This is a genomic window from Catenulispora pinisilvae (assembly GCF_015356865.1).
Taxonomy (GTDB): Bacteria; Actinomycetota; Actinomycetes; order Streptomycetales; family Catenulisporaceae; genus Catenulispora; species Catenulispora pinisilvae.
The window spans coordinates 51,676-72,467 of sequence record NZ_JAAFZA010000025.1 but is presented as its reverse complement, the minus strand read 5'-3'; the positions used below and the strand labels follow the sequence as shown (position 1 = coordinate 72,467).

The following is a 20,792-nucleotide window of genomic DNA, read 5'->3' as shown; positions in this document are numbered from 1 at the left end:
CACCATCCGCGCTCTGGCCGGCCTCGGCTTCGCCTTCACCCCCGCTGAACAACCACTGCGCACCCCGGACCGCCTCACCGCCGCCCTCGGCCACTAGATCAAGTCAGCGTGTTAATGAAATGCGCCCCCAGGATGGCCGGTTCTTGACATCCATGCTGATCGTCACGCGTTCGGGCGTGTCGAGCAGTGGTGGACCGAGGAAGTTCCCCTACACCACACCGGCAGCCGCACTGCTGACCCGTGCCCTCGTACCCTGCGGCTGCTTTTCTTCCGGTCGGTTTTCGGTTCGTTCCCCTCGGTCGCGTCGGCAGGGCTTTGCCTACAGTGCCGGTTCTCGGGAGTCAAGTTCGCGCTGTACGCGGCCGCCACCTGCCTGCTTACCGTGAGGGCGCGGACTTTACTCCCGGGGTTCGGCGCTGTACCCCTTGGGGCTGACGACGCGACCGTGGGGAACGAACCGCACCACCTCACAAACCGCCGCCGCTGAGACTGGCTCGACCACCCTATGGAACCGCGCCAGTTCCCCGAGGGAGCCAAGAGCCCCCGCCGGAGGCGCCTGCCGTTGACTTCAGGCACCCACCACACGCGCCGATTGCCGCCAACACAACGCGTGCGCAGTGACTCGGACCCGCGCGCACCACCCACACAACCGGCAGCCGCCCACGCACATCGAGCACCACAACGAACTGCGTCTCGATCCGTGATTAGTCAATACCAGGTAGTTCCGTAAAAATGCCTTTAACCAACACCCCAACCGCAAGCCACAAACCAAAACCCTGCCGCCCACACCCGCCACCCGTACCTGCCACCCGTACTGCCACCCGCACCCACACCCACCACCCGCCCCGCCCGCAGAACCCACCAAACCAACAGCGCGAACGCAGCCCGCCACCGCGCCAGACGATCAAACCTCAACGTTCCCCTCAACGACTCTAGACAGAGCCTTGCGGTCACCCTGACGCCCCCGATGAGATGACACCGCAACCCGGCCGCCGGAACACGGCGCGCCGGCCTGACGCATGGTGAGGTGGTGTCCCAGTGGTGCAGACGACCGGTGACCCGGTAGAGATGGCGAAGGGCGCCTCGCGGATCGACCAGACGGTCAATTCCGCCGAGGGGCTGTTGAAGGCGGTCAACGGCTACGTCGATGCCATGCCCTGGAGTGGGCCTTCGGCACAGAAGTACCTTCAGGTGGTCGTGGCCTGGGAGAAGCAGTTCGCCGATGTGATCGTGCAGCTGTCGAACATGCGGGACACGCTCAAGGGCACCGGGATCCACTACGACGCCAACGAGCAGGCCAACGACACCGAGATCAGCAAGCTCCAGGCCATCCTGGACGGCGTCTGACCCGCTGCCCGACCGGGCTGCAAGGAGGAGTGAAGACATGGCATTCGCCATCCAGTTCAACGGCGTCGACGACACGATCAGTGCCCTTCAGAAGGTCAGTACCGAGCTCCAGGCCGAGCTGGACAGTCTGGACAGCGATCTCAAGGGCATGCTGGCGTCCTGGTCCGGCGCCGCGCAGGACGAGTACCACATCTGCCAGACCGCGTGGGACAACGACGCCAAGCGGATGCAGGACCTGCTGACCCGGGCGTCGATGACGCTGGGCAACGTCAACGAGAACTTCAAGGCGACCGAGGGCCGGGTCAAGAACAGCTGGACGCTCGGAAAGTGAGCGGGTCCGGCGACAACAACGGCAACGGCAAGAGCGGCAACAGCGACAGCGGGTCCGGGGTCTCCGCGGACCACGAGGCGATCAACGCGCTGGGGCAGATGCTTCTCAGCTCCCTGACCGGGGCCGACACGACCGCCGGCAGCGGTGCGGCGGGCAAGGAACTGTTCGTCACCCTGCCCGCGGCCATCGGTCAGCCGGTGGGTTCGGGCGGACTCGGCCTGACCGCACAGACCTACAGCCAGGACGGCGACGGGACCGTGGCGCAGAACGGGGTCGGTCTGCTGCCGGGCTTTTGCCAGGACGGTAGCTATTACAAGAACGCGTACCAAGCCAAGCTGAAGTACAACACGCAGATAGCCGTGGCCCTGTCGCTGTTGCAGACCGGCAAGCTCAACAACGTGACGCTGTCGATCTACGACATGGTCAAGGACCTGGCGAACGGTCTGATCAACGCCGCCACCGAATACGCGAACGGGGAGCAGGTCGCCTACACGGACCTGACCAGTCTGGAGTCCGAGCTCGGCGTGACGGCTCCGACGCCGCCTCCGCCCAAGCTCTGAGGACCGTTCCCCCGACCATCGCAGGATTCCGAGGAGACATCTGTTGGACCACTACACGCCGCCGGTAGCCAATCCGGTGAACCCCAACGCGAAGAATCTCGGCGATCTGTACCAGCACAGCGGGGTCGGGCCCTACAGCGACAGCGGAACCGCGCCGATCGCGAACCTGGTGGATACCTTCAAGTTCGTCGGCGATCCGACCTCGAACCAGGGATACACCTATAACCAGGCCTACGTCGCGATGTTCGGCGGCTGGGAAGGCGGCGGCTCCATCCCGATGACGTGGTCCGAGTGCAAGCCCGAGACCTGGCAGATCGCGTGGGAATCGCTGGCCGGCGTTCAGTTGGCGCTCTACGCCTACGCGACCTGGATGAACGACGCCATCGAAGCCGCGGTCGGGGAGAAGGGCTCGGCGTGGTCCGGCCAGGCGGCCGACGTCTTCTACCAGCTGGCCGACAAGGTCTACACCTACATCAACGGGGTGGCCGACGAGATCGGCAAGCTCACCGGCTTGACCGCGGCGAACGTCGGCACGACTCCGACCGCCCCGACCGTGCTCACCAACATCCCGGCCATGCTCTCCAAGATGAACGACATCTGCGGCCTGCTCTGGAGCAACTCGGCGGTCGGCGATGGCCACGACCGGATGGCCCTCATGATGTTCTACACCCCCAGCAACACCTCTCCGTGGTCGGCGACCGACGCCACCTTGAGCGAACCGGCTCTGACCCCGGTCACGATGTGGAACTGTAGTCAGCTCATGGCCCAGTGGGCGTCGAACGTCTACGCCGGACTGATTCCGACCATCGACATCCTCAACAACGTCACGTTCAACCCCGCCGCGCCGAATCTGGGCAAGGACCCGAGTACGGGCGACAACACCAACAACAATCAGAACACGGACAATCCGAACCTCGACAAGACCCTGGACAACATCAACAAGGGTCTGGGCGGCCTTGGCGGTCTGGGCAACGACTTCAACAAGGGCCTGGGCGGCCTGGGGAACGACTTCAGCAAAGGCCTGGGCGGCCTGGGCGACGACTTCAGTAAGGGCCTGGGCGGGATCGGCGACGACTTCAGCAAAGGCCTCGGCGGGATCGGCGACGGCCTGAACGGGCTCGGCAAGTCCGACTCCAACCTGGGCACCGGCCTGGACAATCTCCTCAAGGGGCTCGGCGGACCGGGTCCGAACGTCAACCTCGCCGGCCTGGGTTCGGTCAAGGACGGGCTCGGCGGCCTGGGCGGGCTCACCGGCATCGGTGGTCTGAACGGCACCAGCGGCCTGGCCGGGCTCGGCGGCCTGGGCGGAGGCAGTGGCCTGAGCGGCCTGGGCGGCCTCGGAGGTCTGGGCGGCGCCGACGCCGTGGGCGGTATGGGCGGTCTGGGATCCCTGGGTGCCCTGGGCGCCGGCTCGGCCGGAGCGCTCGGATCCGAGGCCGCGGCGCAGGAAGCCGCGGCGGAGGGCTCCACGGGCATGCCGTTCTACCCGCCGATGGGCGGCATGATGGGCCAGCAAGGCCAGAGCCAGGGCCGCGAACGCGATGTCTTCCTGGAGGAGGACGAGGACGTCTGGGGTGCCGGAGTCGAGCTGGCACCGCCGGTGCTCGGGCTGTCGGACCCGAAGTCCGAGCGCCGAGCGAGCCGGGACGGGCTCGGGCTGTCCGACCTGGACCCCGGCATGATGCGATGACCGGGCCGGACCAGGCGGCGCCCGAGGGCCTGATCCGCTCCGCGGACGGCAAGGAGCTGCTGACTCGGGCCGAGGCCGTGGCCATGGGCCCGACCTACTTCGACCAGCGGATAGCCGACGCGATGCAGCGGTATCAACGGGCTGTCGCCGACACCGCCGAGGCGCAGCGCCGGCTGACCGCCGTCCGGGTGAGCAAGACCTCGAAGAAGCGCGAGCTGACGGTCACCGTGGACGCCCGGGGCCGCCTGATCGAGGCCAAGTTCTCCGGCCGGGCCCATCGGGAGCTCTCGGCCGTCGAGCTGTCCAAGCTGGTGACCGAGACCGTGGGGGCGGCCCAGGCCGAGGCGCAGCGCGAGGCCGTGGAGATCACCTCCGTGTTCCGGCCGGCCCGGCCGCGGGTGGACGTCGAAGAGATCTTCAAGGGCGGATTCCCCTCCTACGCGCCGGTCGCCGGCGAGTAGACGATCGATATGAGGAACTGACCATGCCCACGACGCTGGCCGCCGACCCCGACGGCGTGTACGACCACGGGACGAAGTTCGTCGAGCACGGGGCGCGCCTCGTGGGCATGGTGGGCGGCCTCCAGGCCGATCTGGACGGCTACGGCGAGGTGTGGGGCCAGGACATCTACGGCGTGCAGTTCTCCGAGAACTACAACCCCGGCACCCGGTCCGTCCTGGACTCCACCGGCGGCCTGTCCGGCGTCGTGGGCTCGGCGGGGCAGAACCTCCAGGAGACCGCGCTGGCCTATCGGCAAGCCGAGATCAACGCGGAGACCTGAGTGGGCCTGGATCTGCCGGAGCCACTGCGCTGGGTGGCCCGGATCATCAACATGGACTCGGTGTACCCGCAGGCCGACGAGGACCAGCTCGGCGGCCTCGGCGACCTTTGGACCGGACACCAGGGACAGTTCCTGGAGTTCAGCAGCGAGGTGCACGGCGACACCGTCGACGTCACGAGCGCGGTCAACGGGCCCGGGATCGACATGTTCCAGGACACGATGAACGGTCTGACCGGCGATTCGATCCCGCAGATCGTGCAGATGATGACGGCGCAGAGCGAGGCCTCCTACGGGATGGCCGCGAGCGTCTACGAGAGCAAGATCTCGATGATCCTCAACACCGCCGAGCTCGGTGTGATGCTGCTCTACGACCGGGTGGTCGACGCCTTCTTCCCGGGCTCGGGCGAGGCCCTGGAGGAGGAGCAGATCCCCGAGGCCGAGATCACGATGCTCGACATCGGCAAGCAGCTGCTCGGCAAGGTCGCCATGTTCGGCGGCCAGTCGGCGGTCAACGACGCGCTGGCCCAGGAACTGACGAACGTCAAATTCGGCACCGGGTTCAACTGGGGCGAGGTCGGGATCTCCGCCGGGATCGGCGCGCTCGGCGGCTTCTTCGACGGGGCCATCACCGGCGGGTTCATGAAGTTCGCCCCGAACCTGCTCAAGGGCACCGGGTGGGGCAACAAGCTGCTGGTCGGCGGGATCGGCGGCGTCTCCAACTTCGCCAGCACCCTGATCGGCGACGTCGCGCAGAACCAGCAGATCGACTGGGAGCAGGCGGTCGGCGCGCTGGCCGGCGGCACCGCGATGGGGCTGTTCGGCGCGAACCACGGCGGCAAGGGAGGCGGGGAGGGCTTCCACGAAGAGGACTTCGACGAGATGAACCTCGCCGGGGACGACTTCAAGCCGCCCGTCGACGAGCACTTCTCCCCCGACCTGGCGCTCCAGAAGGTCGGGGCCGACACCAACCTGCTGACGTTCAAGGAACCGCCCCCGATCGGCGGGTCCCACGACGACGAGCTCGACTATCTCGACGTCGGCTCGGACGACGGCTCGGACTTCGACGCCGACCTGCACCTTGACCTGCACCTGGACAGCCCGGAGATACCGCCGGTGTCGCTGCCCCGGATCGCCGATTTCACCGGGGACTCCGGATCCAGCCCGCTGCCCTCGGACCTGGGCGACCTGCGCAGCCTGGTCAAGAACGCGCCCTCGGACCCCGGCGTCAAGACCCTGTATCTGGGAAACAGCGGGGGCCGGACCCCGGACGCCATCGTCGCCAAGCTCAACGAGCTGGTCTCGAACGAGAAGAACTTCGACGCCGGCAAGCTGTTCACACCGGCCGGCGACAACCGGATCGTGCTCACCGACCCGGTCGGGCGCGACGGCCTGGACGCGGTCCAGGACGCCGTGAACGACTTCGCAGCCAAGCTGCCCGACCTGGGTCCGGGCGCGACGCCGCCGAAGCTGGAGGTCGTGGTACCGGTCCGGGGCCGCGACGGCGAGCCGGGCGACTGGGTCGTGGTCCGGCCGTCCGCCGACCAGAAGTCCGTGGGGCCGGTCTACGACCCGCGGGTCGTCTTCTTCGCCGGCGGCGGCCGGGTCGTGCTGGGCCGGGACCAGGGGTTCGACGTCCACCCCGGCGGCCTGGCCAAGGCCGAGATCGACCCGGCGGAGCTGCAAGCCCTCCCCGAGCCGGTCGCCGACCTCATCAGCACCCTCAAAGCCGGGAAGCCGGCCGATCCGGACCTGGACAAGCTGTCCGAACTCGCCCGCGCCAACGATGTGAACGTCGTCGTCCTCCAGGACGGCGAGCACCCTTTGCACCTGAACCCCGACAGCGACCATCAGCTGTATTTGCTCAAGGACGGCAAGGAAACCTCGCTGCTCAAGCGTGGGCCGTCGGCGCAGGACGTCGCGAAGACCGCGCGGGCGTCGGTGGCGGTGCGTCAGGATCTGGTCGGGAAGGTCCGCGATCGGCTGCCGGACCTGAAGGACTACAAGGAGACGGTCAAGAAGGTCCAGGATGCGGCACGGGCTTCCGGGGTCGGTGCCCGGTCGCTGGCGGACTTCGCCGACGTCACCCATCTGTACGACCTCCTCTCGGGGAAGAAGGAATCCGGTCTCGATCTCGTCCTCAAAGCGGCCGAGGACGCGAAGCCCGACCCCGACCTGGCCCTGCTGGGTCAGATGGTGAAGGCGGCGCGGGGCGGGAGTCCCAAGGCGCTCGACACGCTGCTGGCGAAGGTCCCCGATATGCGGGTCAAACCGAGCGCGCGGCGGATCGCCGGGTTCAAGGAGGGCCTGGACCAACTGGCCGACCTCCAGCAGATCAATGCCCTGCGACAGCGGCGGCGGGTCGCCTTCGACCGGCTGCGCGAAGACCTGGGCACGGTGCCGGACGTGTCGGCCAAGAGCCTGCGCACCGTGAGCAAGCGGGAGATCGAACAGCTTTCCGGCAAGCCCGAGATCGCCGACGGCACGGGCCGGGGCGGCCGCGCGGACTACGACCACGCCGCCGAACTCCTGGGTCTCCAGCGCGAGACCTTCGGGGCGGCCGACCCGAACCGGATCAGCCAGCTGGCAGCCTTGCACCAGCTCGTCGCGCTGTCCCGCCGCGAACTGCCCGGCATGCTGCCGGAGGACCGACCGCTCACCCTGAACGACTTCCGGCGCCTCATCCACGAGGTCCGGGGCGGCAGGCTGGATCCGAAATGGCGGCAGGACGTCGCCAAGGTGGCGAACCTCGCCCTGCGGGCCCACCGCCAGGACGAGCCCCTCACGCTCGCCGCGCTTCCCGTCAAGCTGCGCTACGAGGATCTGGCGCACGATCTGCGGCTCAAGCCCCAAGACCTGGCGAACCTGGCCGAACGCACCGGGGTGCCACCGGAGGGCGACTGGCGCGAACGCGTCCTCGACGTCCAGAACCTGGTGCGGGACATGGGGTTGAAGGATCCCGGCGACCAGAGCCTCACGCACCTGGCCGCGGTCGTCGACGTCGTCCGGCGCGATCTGCCCAGGACCGCGGCCGCGGCCCGCGGTCCGCTGCGCGCTCAGCACGTCGACATGGTGCTGGACAAGGTGTTCGGCCCGAAGCGGACCCCCGATGAGGACCTGACCGGTCTGGGCAAAGTGATCGACGACCTCACCGGGCACCGTGACGTCACCCTCGCCAGTCTGCGGGCCCGCGCCGCGTTCGCCGCGGTCGAGAAGCATCTGGGGATCACCCACGAGGACGCCGCGCGCGCCTTCGCCGACGCAGGGGTCCCGACCGGCCGGCTCGACGAGTTCGCCGTCCGGGAACGCGGCGTCGAACTGCTGACGCTGACCCACCACCTGCTGGGCGAAGGCGAGTTCGCCCGGCTCGGGCCGGACGGCCTGGCGCCGACGCTGGTCACCGCGCGCCGCCTGTCCGACCTGCTCAGGTCGGACCACAAGGAGTCGGCGGCGAGCGTCGTCGGGCCGCTGCGCGCCGCCAACTTCGAACCCTTGCTCGACCGGGTGCTGGGACCGGGGCCGAAGAACCACGACGAGGGCCTGCGGCAACTGGCGAGCCTGGCCGACGCGGTCGGCGCGCGCGAGGCCGAGCAGAACCCGTCGTCCACCTTGGACACCGGTTCCCTGCGCTTCGAGCATCAGTGGCAACAACTGCCCGAATCTGTTCGCGGCCACGTGGACACCTTGACCGACGGCGATGCCTATACCGCTGTGAAGACCGCGGACCAGATCATCGGCGGGCTGACAGACGCAGGACCCTACGACGGTCTGAACCGTGCGCTGGACACCCTCACCTTGCACAAGCAGGTCTATGAAGCGGCCGGGCCCGGCTACCGGGAGCAGATCGGCAGTCTCGCGCGGATCCTCGCCGTCGCCGATCTGGGTCCGCGGGACAGCGCACTCGGCCTGGACGACCTGAACGGCTTCGTCAGGAAGCTCAGCGGTGAGGAGAACCTGACCGCGACGCCGCAGACCTTGAAGCTCCTGGCCAACGCGGCGGGGGCGATCCCGCGCGGCCGGGCCGGGGCGGACACTCTGGCCCGTTCGTTCCGCTACGAACGGCTCACCACGAAGTTCGACGCCGACCCGGTCGCCGCGAGCGCCACCGTCAGTGCGCTGACCAAGGCCAGCGGCCTGTCCCGAGGGCGGGTCATCGAGGCGGCCGACGTCGTCCACGCCGCCGGTCACTCCCTCGACGCGTCCTCGAACGGTGTCACCGACCGGTTGAAGGCCGCTGACAAACTGATCGCCCTGGCCCGCTCGACCTCAGCGCGCACCGGCGACGGGCCGCTCGGCGCCGATGCCCTGAAGCCGCTGCTGGACCAGCTCGTTCCGAATCACGAAACCGATGCCGGCGCACAGCGCCGACTGTTCCAGGCCGCGCTGGACAATCGCGGCAGGCTCACGGTCAGCAAGCTGCACGACGGCCTGGCCGGCCGTCACGCCGAGGGCCACCAGCGGTCCGGGCCCGCCCGGGACGGACAGGCCCTGCACGATGAGTTCGCCTCGGCGATCAGCAGGAACGACCGAGGCGACGTGGTCCTCACCGACCGGGCCGAGGACCGGGACGCGTTCGAGGCACTGCCGACGTTCAAGAACACCCGGACCGTCGCGGCCCACGTGAACGCGGCGGCGAAGACCGTGCGCGTCGGCGGCAAATCCCTGACCTACGACGAAGCCGCGCGCCTGGTGAAGCACACGCTCGCCGACGATGCCGACGCCACCCCGGTCGTCCTCGTGGCCTGCGAGGGCGCCGAGTTCGCCAAGGTCCTCAGCAAGGAGCTGGGCCGCGACGTCATCGCGGCGAACGGCACCGTGTGGCAGCTGCCGGGACACCACGTCGTGGCCGAACGCGGCGACTCCGTCCCGAAGCAGGGCAAGTGGTGGGACAAGTCGGCGAAGCCGAGTGCGACCTGGAGCCGCTACCGAGACGGCCGTGAAGAATCAGGCCTGGGCGAATCAGAGCTCTCCGACGCGCTGGCCGAAGCGGACAAGGGCTTCAGCGCGTTGCCGGCCGGGGACAAGGACATCTCCGGTCCGGCCTACAAGTGGACCGGGAGCCGTGAGAGCCACGCGGGGGCCCTGTCCGACGACGACCGCCCCCCGTCGTCCGCGTTCCAGCTCGACGACACCTCGTACGTGCCCTTCGAACCAGACCTACCGCCATCGGCGCTCACCCTGGGCAACTGCTTCCACCACGCGTTGGCCGCCTCGCTCGGCGAACTGGACATCCACGGCATCGGCCCGGACCCGGCCAAGGTCCCGGCCTGGCGCCACAGTGTCGCCGACCGCCTGCGTCAGTCCGCCACCGGCTCGGACCACTCCGGCGAAACACCTCTGACGATCGGCAGCGAGGAATCGCCGACCAGCCGCCGAAGCGCTCAGGTCCTGCTCTCCGAACTCAGCGACGACCGGCTGCAAGAACTCTCGCGGCTCCATCTGGATTCGACGACAGTGACCAGGCCTTCCGACGTGCCGCCGGACTCCGCGTCCGCACCGCGCACCGCCAAGAACATCCATCTGGAGCGCCTGACAGACCTCCTCGACAACGGCACGCTCCACGAGCGCACCAGCCTGCTCCGCAGCCTCTCGGACCGCTACACCGACGACGGCAAGGACGGGATGGCGGCGCTCGCCGAGTACGCCCGCACCGACACCGAGAGCGGAAAGGGACTCCCCTCCTACTCCTCTATGTTGGAGTTCGCCCAGCGACTGCCGAGCCTGTGGGACTCCCCGCTCGGCGACGACCTGCCGGAGAGCGTGGCGGTGTTGCTGGACCTGCACATCACCGTGGTCCGCTCCGACCACACGGCCACCTCGCTGAACCCCGACGGCGCCACAGAGGTCACGCTCTTCCTGGACACGAGCGGTCCGCGACCGCACTACCAGGCCGTGCGATCGCTCGATCAGCATGACGGGGCACCGACGGTGACGAGATCGCCCGGCGGCTCGGACGAGCAGCTGCGGGGAGCAGGGTTCAGCTCCAAGCTCCGAGGCCTACTGCCGTCCGCGTTGAAGGGCGGCTACCGGGACCTTATAAAGGACACCCGGAAGGATCTGACCGACGTCCTGCCCGAGGACGAGTGGTGGCGCCTGTACATCGACCCCAAGGACCATGAGAAGGCGCTGGCGTCGCTCAACCTGGCCGATGCCAAGGCGCGGGGCGTCACCGGACCCGGTGACTACTACGACCGCGTCGATCCGGAGAACAAGACTAAGCAGCTCCCGGAGGGGGCGTACCCGTTCCGAGACGGGATGGCGGAAGCCCTGCGCGAGCTGTCCAAGCTTCCCGGGGTCGACTTCGACTCCTACAAGAAGCTGCACAGCCTCGCGATTTCCAAGCTGGCGGACAGGCAGTTCCAGGAGAAGTCCTCGGTCCTGGGACGCCATGAGGCGGACAACGCCAACAAGACGTCCTTCTCGGCCTGGGTCAGCGATCCGGCGGCGGACGCCGAGTCCGAGCGCTACTTGAACCGGCCGCTGCTGGCGCCCAGGACGTCGGCCAACGACGCCATGGCGATCTTCGCCACCAAGCTGCCCGAGTCGCTGAAGGTGACCCAGAAGCTCATCCGCGAGATCGGCAAGGACGAATCGGACCTGCCGATCTGCACGTACAGCAAAGAGAAGGCCGGTGCGGGCACCTCCCTCAAGATCGACGTGAACTACACGCTCGCCGCCCGCCGCCCGCTCTACGAGGCGATCATGCGCGAGTACCTGCGCGGAATCCGGGACTCGGCGGGCGAGAGCGATCGGCTGCGCGCGATCGGCAAAGCGGTTCGGGCACTGCATGTGGCGCACTTCTTTCCGGACGGCAACGGACGTACCCACCTGAGCCTGCTGCTCCAGAAACTGCTCCTGGACAACGGTTTCGGCGTAGCGGTCCTGCCGGCCGCGGCCCCGGAGGGCGCCGTGGGCCAGGATGCGGAACGCACCTTCTTCAAGCTCTTCAACGGCGGCGCTTCACTGGACACGATCGTCGATGAGCTGCGCTCCTCGATCGCCCGGACCGCCGAGTTCCACGGGCCGCAGACCGAGGCTTCGCACCCCAACGCCCACGTCCAGACCCTCGACGCGAGCGGCTCGCACCATCCGGTCGCGGGTCCCAGCAACGCCCACGTCGGGAATCCACACGTCGTCCCCGGCGTCGACCACCTCTCCGAGCACGCGCATCTGCTCCTTGAACAGTCCGGGCACCTGGTGTTCCCCAGCCACGCCGACGACCAGGCCGCGTTCACCGCGCTGCCGCGGTTCGACGGGCACCGCACCGTCGCGGCGCACATCGACAAGGCCACCGGAACGGTCAAGCTCGACTCGGAGACCCAGTCCCTGACCTACGAGCAGGCCGCGGGGATCCTGATCGACCGGCTGGGCCCCGGGGAAGAGCCGATCGTCCTCGTGGGCTGCGACGGCGCCGACTTCGCCGCGGTACTGAGCCGGCTGACCGGACGCGATGTGATCGCCGCCGACGGCACCGTCTGGCAACTGCCCGGCCACACCGTCGTCACCAGTCACACGACGACGCCCCCGCCCGCGCATCGTTTCTGGAGCAATGAGATCAGGCCGGCCGACGAGCCGACCTGGAGCCGCTACCGGAACGGCGAGCGGGTCTTCGACTCCGACACCGAGGACCTCGCCGAGGCGATGGCCAAACTCGCACCGTCGGCGCGACGGTCGGTCGGCGAGACCGACATCGCCAGTGCGCACCGCTGGTTGCCGCCGACCGGCACGAAACACCCCGGTGTCCCCGACAGGGTCTCGGACCTGGCTGCCGGCAACCGCGACCGGGTGGCGACCAACGCCGAGGTCAAGAACCTGGCCGACCAGATCGGAGTCGGCCACCAGGACCGGCTCGGCGGCCTGGTCCTCACCGCTGAGGACCGCAACGCCCGGCTGACCCACGTCGGCGGCCTCGCCGACGTCCTGCGTCCGAGCGCCGAGCTCGACATCGACCGGGCGACCCAAGCCCGACGGCTCTACGACCTGATCCGCAAGAACGGCCTCGGACCGGACGACTCAGGGGCCTTCGATCCGCACCAGGCCCTGGCCGGACTGGCCGAACTCGTCCACCCGGGCCGTCATGACGGCCCGATCACGACCGGCGAAGGGCAACAGCTCCTGCACGCCGTCCAGCGGGCGGCAAGCGCGAGCGATGACGTCGACCTCTCGGCTGTGCGGGATTTCTATGGGAACGGGCCGAAGGTCACCTCCGACGTGGCCCAGGATCTGTTCTCGCGGCTGTCCCGCGAGACGTACAAGGACAGCGACGACGGGAACCGGCCCATCCCCTTCGACTATCCGGAGGACGGCTGCTACGACCGCGCGCATGTTCTGGCGGAGAAGCTGACCGAATGGGGATACGCCCCGCGCAAGGTCTTCGCGGTCCGATCCGGCGGTCAGAAGCTGACCGTCAGCGCGGAGACCGCCGTCGGCGGCTTCTGGGGTGACCCGAAGGAGGTGACCTGGGGCTATCACGTCGCCACCATCGTGGAGGGCTTGGACGAGAACGGCTTGCGGACCGAGTACGTCTTCGACCCGTCGCTGCACAAGGGCCTGCTCACGGTGGATGAGTGGGGCGCCGTGATGAAGGTGGAGCCCGGCGGGTCCCGAAGAGTGGACTTCCCGGACGGTCCGGACCCGCGGGCCAAGCTCCCGGACAGCGCCGGTGAGAACGCGGGCCATGAGGTCACTCTGACCGCCATGCGCACCGTCGCCAACGAGATCGGCTCGCTGCCCGACATCGATTCCTCGCTGCGCCGGTCGGACGGCGGCGCCAATAGCGAGTCCTTCAACTGGGCTGTGGAGAAACCCTTCATCCTCACCGCGCCCAAGGACACCTACTGGCTCAGCCTCGACGAGCCCGAGCCCCCGGCGGCGAGCCTGGACGAGTACAGCGTCCTGACCGAGACCCAGCACCTGGCCAACTACATCAAGGCCCTGCGCCGCTTCTACTTCGAGGACGCGCCGATCGAGAAGGCCGTCCTGGGCGAGCTCGGCGCCAACCCGGCGTTCAAGGTGCTGCGGGACAGCGTGAGCCAGGAGGAAGGCTTCACCCCGAAGGGGGAGGCGTTCCGTCATCGCAAAGACAGCATGCTCTTCAACAGGGTCGTCAGGAAGCACCAAGACGGGCCATCGGACGCGGGCTCCGGGGCCGACGACAGGTGGAAGCCCGAATTCACCCCGGGCAGCCTGAAGTCGACCCAGGCCGATCACAGCACCCTGTTCCTCGCCGTCCGGTCCTCGGACGGCCGGGTGGTGTGGCTGGGCGGCGGCAAAGAATCCGATTCCGCGCTGCGCACGGCCTTCGAGAACGTGAAGGTGCCGGCCGGGCAAGTGGCCGTGATCCTGCCCGGCCACGGTGAATTCGTTCAGGCCGAGGACCGGAAGCAGGCCGTCGAGAACGTCGTCGGCCTGCTCACCAAGGCCGGCGTCACGCCGGACACCAAGCTGACGCTGCTGATGTCCGAAGCCGCCGAGAACGCCCAGGCGGTCAAGGCCGGCCGGATCGTCGCCGTCAAGGACGGCGAGATCAAGGTCGTCATGAAGAACGGCGTCCCCGATCGTCAGGACTCCTTCGCCGCACAGCTGGCCAAGGTCTGGGACGGATCGGTCACCGCGCCCAACTCCTCGGTGTTCGTCAACCTCCGGAACGGACAGGTACGCGCCGTCACCGTCGCGCACGACGCCGGCGATGCCCTCCAGCCGAAGGTCAACGGTGCGTTCATCACCTTCGACAAGGCGAACCCCAACGGCCGGGTCTCGGACGAGTCCTGGCACGGGTTCGAGCCGTCGGACCGGGACGACGTCTGGGTACGCCCGCCCACGGACTCGATCGCCTCCACCGATCTGCTGTCCTCGGTGACCACGTACTCATGGGGGTCGTCAAAGCAGGACGCCGCGCACGAGGCCCGGATCGGCGGGTATCTGCTCGCCAAGCAGTCGAGCCTGACGGCGGCCCGGGACATGGTCGTCAAGCTCCGCACGACACTGCGGAACCTGAACCCAGGCGTGGACCACGCGGTCCTCGACAAGGCGTTCTTCCAGGACGACGTCACCGGCTCCGGCCAGGTCGGACCCACCGTCAGACTGGACGACCTGCTCAGGGACGGAAACACCCGGGAGCTGATGACCGCCTTCTACAACGGCGCCTATTTCAGCCGGGGCGAGCACACCTTCCTCACGACGATGCTGCGCCGCGACAATCTCGGCCACCAGTGGCTGCTCAAGACCGCGGGCCGCGTCGACGTCGACAAGCTCGGCGCCTACCGCCAGCACATTCGCGAGGCGACGCCGGACGCGGCGGCCGGATCGGCTTCTCTGGCGGCCCAAGCGATCCAGTTCACTGAGTCCGGCCACCTGGCGAACCATTTCGGCGGGCTCGCGACCAGCACGGCGCTCACCCCGAAGACCGAGGCGGCCGCGGACTTGCTGCGCTCCGCCGGCTTCCGGGACAAGCGCCCGGATCCGGCCAAGGCGCTGTTCCGGATGACTCAGGTCGATCTCAAGGGCTACGGTGTCGGCCTCGGCAAGTACGAACTGGCGCATCTGCTCCGTACGCATCCCGAACTCGGGGATGACGAGAAGGAGCCGCTGCCGTGGATCACCGGTCAGCTGTGGTCGGAGGTGAAGACCGGCACCGACTGGTACCAGAAGGTGGTGACCGACGGCCGGATGCCGGTGCTGTCCGGTCCGTCCGGAACCGCCGCGCGGCTCTACCTCCTGGCGAAGCTGTTCGATCCGGCCGGGGATCACGAGGACTTCCTCGGTGCGCTCACCGGCTGGATGCTGGCCGGACACGACCACTCCGCCTACGAGATCGTCCAAGCCCTGCGCGCCGTCGGCTATGCCAAGCCCGGAGCCCACGCCTTCATCAAGACCAGTGAAGACCTCTACCGGGCGATACCCGGGCTGCACGCCGACGAGTTGCATCCCAACGGCTACTTGCAGGTCCCGTCGGGCACTGACGTCGCCGTGACGTTCAAGGACTCGGTGCACACCACGGCCACCGGATGGTCGGTCACGGACCGAGGCGACGAGTTCGACACGGCCTCCGCACTGACGATGCCGGCCGGCTGGAAGTCCCTCGCGGTCCACCTCGACGCCGAGACCGGACACGTGCTCGTCAAGGGTCGCATGCTCACCGACGACCAGACCCTCGCGCTGTTCCGGCCGCTGGTCGAGAAGACCCTCGCCGACGGCCAGGGCCTGGCTCTGGTCGCCTGCGGCGGCGACAAGCTCGCCGAACTCCTGACCAAGCACTACCCGGACCTGGACATCGCCTCGATGAACGACCTGGCGGTCCAGTACCCCGACGGCCGCGTCGTCGCCGGGAAGCTGAACGGCACCGCGGTCGTGCCGACCCCGAAGTCCTGGTGGAACACGCAGAACGAGACCACGCACGTCCCGGCGGTGAGCCATTGGAGCGGCGGCAAGAAGCAGCACAGCTACGACCGGATCCTGGGCGACGCGCTGAAGAAGATCAAGGCGAACTCCGGTCCTGAGTCCGAGACCGGGCCGAGATCGGGGCCCACGGCATCCGTTCGCAAGCCTGCGGCGGAACCGCTGACGCTGACCGTCGACGACGAGACCTATACCTGGACCGGATTCACCGGCGGCTCGGACCGCCTCGTACCCTCCCGGTTCGACCTGGTGGACGCCGCCGGGATCCGCAGACCCCTGACCCTGGCCTCCGCCGCCGAGTTCCTTCGGAACCGCGGCTACACGCTGACCGACGAGCGCGAAGCGGCTCTGAACCTCTATCTGCACGGGACGACGAAGCCGGGGAAGGACTACAAGGACAGCTGGTTCGGCGCCGCGCTCCTGAACCGCCGGATCGGCAAAGTCCTGACGGCGATCCGGAATCTGGGCACCCGGTACTTCGATCCGGCCCGGGACAACATCTTCGATCAGCAGGTGTACCGGGATGCGCGAGGGCAGCTGCTGCGCATCCCGGACACCGAGTTCTCGGCCCCGGCCCATGTGCTCAACGACGGCGCCTCCGACCGGTTCGACATCACCGAGGCCCAGTTCGACGCCCACTGGCGGGCGTTCCCGCCGAAGGTCACCCAGATCCCGACGACGTCGGTCGGGTTCGATCGCGGCCCCCGGGACTTCAAGCCGGAGCTGCTGCCCAGCGCGCGCCGCTACAGCCCACTGCTCAAGGCGTCGCCGCTGTGGTACCGCGACGACGATTCCCCCTTGTACCGCTGGGATCTGAGAGAGCCCGGTGCCGTCTTCGGCACGGGCTTCCGGCCCGGCAACCGCGACCTGGCCCGGAGCCTGCGCTACTACGTGGCCCAGAAGCACGCCACCGGCCTGATCAGCACCACCAGGACGCCGGACTGGATCCACACCCTGGATTTCGCCGTCCGGCAGGACCACCGCGTCTACCGCTACACGATCGACGCCCCCGGCGGTATCGACGTGCTGTCCACCCTCGGCACGAAGTCGCCGTTCCCCAACGAGTACGAAGTCGCGTTCTGGGACGGGATCCGACCGGAGTTCATCACCGGCGTGCAGGAGGGGCACATTCCGTTCCCCGGTGCGGCTCCGGTCTGGGGAGCGTGGACGGATCGCCAGACCTGGCTCAGCCGGCACACCTCGACGCTCGCGCCGGGGACCGACGTGCTCAGCGCGGTGCACGACTCCCTCCAGTGGCACGACCATGAGGCCTACCCCGGCGACGCCCATATCGGGGGCTTCACCTTGGTGAACGGGCCAGAGGACCTCGGCATGGCCGCCGCCCTGCCGCGCCTGCCCGGCATCGTGAACATCGCCGTCCACGGCGATCCGGCGATCCCCGGCAACTACCTGCTCCGAGGCCGCAGCTACACCGCGGCGGAACTGGCGCCGGTCCTCGCCGGGTATCTCGCCCACCCCGCGCTCGCGCCGTACGTCCACGGGGTCGCCGTCATCGGCTGCAACGGCGCGCCGCTCGGCGAAGCGCTGAGCGCCGCGATGTTCCACGGTCACGGGGGCTGGGACGTGCCGGTCATCAGCACGACCGGAAAGGTCTGGCAGATCGCCGGCGGCGAGGTCCGGGCCAGCGTGCCCGACCACGTGCCGGGTACCGTCAGCCTGCCGGGGGCCACCCCTTGGTGGGCGCCGGGGGCCGGGCCGACGCACGCCCCGCAGAACGTCTGGACTGTTCACGGCGGCGGCGTGCTGTCGTCCGATCTGGGCAGCGAGCTGACTGGCACCTACCAGCACGTCCTGGCCACGTACTATCCCCACGTCACCGATACGGCTCGGATGTCGCCGTTCGCCGGCAAGGCGCTGTCGCTCGGGCCGTACTCGTGGTCGGGTCCCCGTTCCAGCAAGGCCCACGAAAACGCGCTCGCCGTGGAGCGGCAGAACGGCCCCGAGAAGCTGTCCGTGGTGCGGCCTGGTGCGGATCTCCAGAAGGTGTTGGGCATCGATTCGCAAGGCGGCAACGGCTTCTCCCCGTCGTCCGGCCTGCTGGCAGCCGCCAAGAAGGTCCTGGACGGTCCACCGCTCCACCTCGATGCCGACTCGTTCGGCAGGTTCCGCGATGATCTGGTCAAGGACCTCCCGGGTCTTGATCGGACGCCCTTCCACGACGCAACGACCGGTCTGCCGAAGAGCGTGACCTTCAGCGGCCGCAAAGTGTCCAGCATCGCCGCTGATCTCACCGAGGAGACCTACCAGGGGCGTCGGCTGCTCGCGTCCTATGATCGGGCCAGCAGTATCCTGCACGAGGATCTGCCAAGTTCGGGAAACACGGCGGCCATGTTCGGCGCGCGGCAGAGCGACCTGCCCGTCGCCCTGGTCAAGGACGGCGTGGTGCGGCTGAACTACTCGTCGGGCAGTGGCAGGGTGCTGCTGAGAACGATCCTGGACAGCTATCGGTTGGATGTCTCCCGCCTGTCGGACCACCCCTACGACCAGCTGCGGACGATCGCCAAGACGGTGAGAGCCCTGCAAGTGAGCGGCTTCTTCGGCGGTCGTGAAGGGTCGGTGGTCCGGAACGTCCTGCTCCAGAAGCTGCTGTTGGATCGCGGGTTCGGCACCGCGAAGCTCGATCCCGAGCGGCCCGGGGAGGTTTCCGGCTCCGCCCAGGTTCTCGAGACCAACCCGTGGGCCGACAACACGCGGATCGACAATCCGTGGGCCGACAACGCCGAGACGGCCGCGCCGCACCTCGATCCGCCCCTCGATCCGCACCTCGATCCGCACCTTGATCCCGACGAGCTCTTCTCAGGATCCAGGCCGCTGGACGAGATCGTCGACGAGCTCGTCGCCGGCATCACCCGCGCGGGCAACTCTCACCAGGGCTCCCCCGAAGTCCAGCTCTTGGTGGCCCGGCCCGAAACGACGCTGACGGTCCGACAGGACAGGAAACTGCCCGACAACCCGGTGCTGGTGTACAAAGACAGCGGCTCGTCGCGGACGTGGCGCATCTCGGATTCCGCCGGAGGCCTGTTCTCCACAGAGAAGTCGGCCGGAGCCTTCCAGAACCACCTGGCGTTGCACTGGTTGACCGGCGGCCGGGACAGCAGTCTTCCCTTTTCCAGCCTGCCCTCGGCGGTTCGGGCGAAGATGGTCTCGGCGTTGATGGACCTGCACGAATGGCAGCCGGGCTACGATCTCGCCGCACAGGCCAAGGAAGCCGAGCGCGCTCTGGCGTGGTTCGACCCGCGAACCCTGGATTCCCTTGACGGGTACGTACCGGCCCACGGCGATGTGATCTGGCTGGCGAACGACAAGTTCGTCGGCGCCGCCAGAGTCGTCGAGACAGGCGGACCGCAGGGCCCGATGGTCGAGGCCTTCGTCCCGGCGGGAAACCGCGTGGCCATGACGACGTGGGAGCGGTTCAAGGCCGACGCCGCCAACAACTTCCCTGGCGCCAAGTACGTCGTCGGGACGGACGTGGACACGGCTTTGGGCTCCGGCTACTCGGAGCTGATCCACAGCAGCCGACAAAACCTCTCAGACGTGCTGCCGGAACCCGAGTGGTGGAAGCTCTACATCAACCCGAAGGATCATGGATTGGCTGAGGAGGTGCTCCACAATCCGGCCTGGGAAGGTGCGGGGATGAGCCGCCCGGGCGATCTCTACGACGTCGAGAAGCGGGTGCCGAAGAGCGAGCGCGGGCGTCCGCCCGAGGCCAATTCAGGCGACGTCGTCCCCGGCCGCGGCCAATACCCGTTCCGCGACAGCATGGAGAGCTCTTATAAGAAGTTCCTGGACTCTGCGGACGGCTCGCAGTTGGGCTTCGGTGAGTACCACCAGTTCCATGCCGAAACCGTCAAACTGATGCCGCGGAACAAGTTCACCGGCTTCCACAAGCCCAGTACCGTTCTTCACGAGCCCGACGAGGCCAAGACACAGTTCCCCATATCCGGCAAGCCCGCGGACGACCTTGAGAATGAGACCTACCTCGGCCGGCACCTAATCCAGAGGGAGTCTGCCGACAACAATCTCTCCCAACTCGTCAGCGAACGGGATGTAACCCGGCATCCGGACGATCCTCCGCTGGATGACCCTTATTACCGGCGCTCCAATCTGGTGCCGTGGGGTGAGTACAAGCAGTCGGAACTACCCATCACCGTGCACACCGACTCCAATATCTACGCCAACTACTCGTTGAGCGCCCGGGAGCCGATCTATCGCGCGATCATGCACGAGTACGTCAGGGGCATCAAGGCCGCGACGGACGACGGCGCCAAACTGACCGCCATCGCCAAGGCCGTGCGCGCCCTGCACATCAGCCACCTCTACGGCGACGGAAACGGCCGCACCCATCTGAGCCTTCTGTTGCAGAAGCTGCTTCTGGACAACGGTTTCAGAGTGACCGTCCTGCCGGGCACGGACATCGGGGGCGCCGGGACCTTCGACTCCCTGTTCAGCGGCGGCTACCCCCTCGCCGCGATCGTCGAGGCGATCAAGCATGGGATGGTGCCTCCGCCGCCCGTTCCGGACCGGGCTGAGAACCTGGCCGAGAATCTGGCCGAGGACCTGGCATTGGTGAGCACCGGCTGACCTGACCTGACCCGACCTGACCTGACCCCCGCCACCGAACCTCAACGTCGCGGCACCCGGCCGAGCAGGGCCCTATCCTGGCCGGTT

The 20,792-nt window shown here is 68.1% G+C and carries 7 protein-coding genes; all 7 read left to right on the top strand.

The annotated features are described in order from the left end of the window. The first annotated feature begins 1,038 nt into the window (after positions 1–1,038). The 7 genes from IZR01_RS09790 to IZR01_RS09760 are packed head-to-tail and all read left to right on the top strand — an operon-like array spanning position 1,039 to position 20,705. Positions 1,039–1,347: a WXG100 family type VII secretion target gene (locus tag IZR01_RS09790; RefSeq protein ID WP_194893007.1), complete on the top strand. Its 309-nt coding sequence runs from the start codon at positions 1,039–1,041 to the stop codon at positions 1,345–1,347. A gap of 37 nt (positions 1,348–1,384) precedes the next feature. Next, positions 1,385–1,678, top strand: coding sequence for a WXG100 family type VII secretion target (locus tag IZR01_RS09785; protein ID WP_194893006.1), 294 nt, complete (start codon positions 1,385–1,387; stop codon positions 1,676–1,678). After that, positions 1,675–2,238 carry a hypothetical protein gene (locus IZR01_RS09780; RefSeq protein ID WP_194893005.1) on the top strand — a complete coding sequence of 188 codons (564 nt, stop codon included), beginning with the start codon at positions 1,675–1,677 and terminating at the stop codon, positions 2,236–2,238. The genes IZR01_RS09785 and IZR01_RS09780 overlap by 4 nt, the downstream gene beginning before the upstream one ends. A gap of 43 nt (positions 2,239–2,281) precedes the next feature. Further along, positions 2,282–3,928: a hypothetical protein gene (locus tag IZR01_RS09775; RefSeq protein ID WP_194923657.1), complete on the top strand. Its 1,647-nt coding sequence runs from the start codon at positions 2,282–2,284 to the stop codon at positions 3,926–3,928. Beyond that, positions 3,925–4,389: a YbaB/EbfC family nucleoid-associated protein gene (locus IZR01_RS09770; RefSeq protein WP_194923656.1), complete on the top strand. Its 465-nt coding sequence runs from the start codon at positions 3,925–3,927 to the stop codon at positions 4,387–4,389. The genes IZR01_RS09775 and IZR01_RS09770 overlap by 4 nt, the downstream gene beginning before the upstream one ends. A gap of 23 nt (positions 4,390–4,412) precedes the next feature. Further along, positions 4,413–4,709, top strand: coding sequence for a hypothetical protein (locus IZR01_RS09765; RefSeq protein ID WP_194893002.1), 297 nt, complete (start codon positions 4,413–4,415; stop codon positions 4,707–4,709). Continuing rightward, on the top strand, positions 4,710–20,705 hold the full coding sequence (locus tag IZR01_RS09760) for a scabin-related ADP-ribosyltransferase (protein ID WP_194923655.1): 15,996 nt from the start codon (positions 4,710–4,712) through the stop codon (positions 20,703–20,705). Positions 20,706–20,792: the final 87 nt, after the last annotated feature.